The organism is Lentibacillus salicampi (assembly GCF_004565465.1).
Lineage (GTDB): Bacteria > Bacillota > Bacilli > Bacillales > Amphibacillaceae > Lentibacillus > Lentibacillus salicampi.
Genome location: NZ_SRHY01000103.1, coordinates 1 through 1,640, shown reverse-complemented (window position 1 = coordinate 1,640; position 1,640 = coordinate 1). Strand labels below are relative to the sequence as shown.

Annotated in this window: 3 protein-coding genes; all 3 read left to right on the top strand. The window is 34.6% G+C overall.

The features are described from left to right. Positions 1 to 152 precede the first annotated feature (152 nt). The 3 genes from E4U82_RS19490 (at position 153) to E4U82_RS19480 (ending at position 1,406) form a co-directional block, all read left to right on the top strand. On the top strand, positions 153 to 659 hold the full coding sequence (locus tag E4U82_RS19490) for a GrpB family protein (protein WP_135111903.1): 507 nt from the start codon (positions 153 to 155) through the stop codon (positions 657 to 659). Positions 660 to 766: 107 nt separating this feature from the next. Next, a complete protein-coding gene (locus E4U82_RS19485; RefSeq protein WP_135111902.1) occupies positions 767 to 994 on the top strand; it encodes a hypothetical protein in 228 nt (75 codons plus the stop codon). 139 nt (positions 995 to 1,133) lie between these two features. Further along, positions 1,134 to 1,406 (top strand): hypothetical protein, encoded by a 273-nt coding sequence (locus E4U82_RS19480; protein ID WP_135110217.1) that lies wholly within the window; start codon positions 1,134 to 1,136, stop codon positions 1,404 to 1,406. Positions 1,407 to 1,640 lie beyond the last annotated feature (234 nt).

Genomic DNA, 1,640 nt, shown 5'->3' with positions numbered 1-1,640 from the left:
TGAACGCCAATTTCCAGTTCATATTATTTTGAGAATAAAAATCTCCCACGAAATGTGGGAGGAATCATAAAGAAGATGACTCAAGAAAACCTTGAGCCGTCTGACTCGGTGAATACCGAGAGTCTATTACGTGTGTGCGGGAGGGTGATATAATGCTCGGGTTACCAAAAGGTGAAGTTTTTTTAGTACCTTGGACAGAGGATTGGCTGAAGGAATTTTTATTAGAAAAAGGGAGAATACAAGAGAAAATTGGTAAGTATATTCTAGCTATCCATCACATTGGCAGCACGGCTGTGGAGGGGTTAAGTGCGAAACCAATTATTGATATTGCTGTAGAAATTAAAGAATTTAATGATGGCAAGCACTGTGTCAGTCTCTTGGAGAGCTTAGGCTATTCCTATAAAGGGACTAACATTCTTCCTGACAGACATTATTTTAATAAAGGAGAACCCAGGACACATCAAATTCATATGTACCAAAGCGGAAACAGGTTTTTAATGGAGCAATTGAAATTTAGAGATTACCTAAGAAACAACGATAAAGCAAGAATGGAATATCAAGAGCTTAAAATGAACTTGTCAAAAGCAAATAAGAATGACAAACACAAATATGCAGACGAAAAAACTGATTTTGTTAAATCAATTCTGGAAAAGATATAGTTTTATAATCTAAGCAAACGGGCGCGATTACGTAATTAACAAGTAAGTTTTAAAAAACAGTGATTATTTGATTAATCTATATTATAATTATTACAGAGGTGATAAGAGTGGATAAGGAAATTCTTGATTTGCTGACAGAAATGAACAAAGAAATGAAAAGTATGAAATCAGAAATGCATAGTCGATTTGACACTATAGAAGCAAAACTGGAAGGTGTTGGGAGCCAGTTTGAATTAACGAACGAATCGAGAATCAATGAAATGGATTTTATTGTTGACAAGGTAAATAAAATGGAGAAAGAAATTTACATTTTAAAAAACAGGAATAGTAACTAAGGAGTGCATAAATACGTACTCTTTTTTGTTGAATAGACCCTAAGAAAATGTTAAGCAATCGGGCGCACATCTGGAATAAAGGATAGCGCCCAATTTGCCATTGTAGTGCATTTTGAGGAATAAAGCGGGGTGAGAAGGAATGATTATTTTACTTGCAGCATTAGCTGTAATACTGTTTTTAACTGCTACCAAAACTCAGTTTTTCAAAAGAAAACACTCAAATAATAAAATCATGACCCAGCTGGGAATGGCGATATTAGTGGCAGCTATTACGATAAACGTTCTTTTTGTGAGTCACGGAAATACAGCTTTTAAATATACAGCTGTTGGTATGGGGATAATGTCATTTATTGCGATTTTGGTTGAGATGGTAATTACAAAAAAGAAACGGACTCATCATGAATGTAGTTAATTATTTTATCCAAGAATAGGGTGCCTATCTAGAATAAGACCTGGCGCCCTCAATGTACATAAGGGCCATTTTGTTCAGGTTCAAATTTTACTTTTGAGGGGGGAAGAACTAGTGAAAATACTTAGAATAACTTTAGCGATTGTTGTAGTAGTCCTATCTAGTTATAGTTTGATAACTGGTATAACTGGAATAATAATGCCTTATGTTTTGCTGTTAATAGGACTATTGTGTCTT

Excerpts from the sequence above, each read along its gene's own strand:
- E4U82_RS19480 (WP_135110217.1), top strand. The coding sequence starts at position 1,134 with ATGATTATTTTACTTGCAGCATTAGCTGTAATACTGTTTTTAACTGCT.
- E4U82_RS19490 (WP_135111903.1), top strand. The coding sequence starts at position 153 with ATGCTCGGGTTACCAAAAGGTGAAGTTTTTTTAGTACCTTGGACAGAG.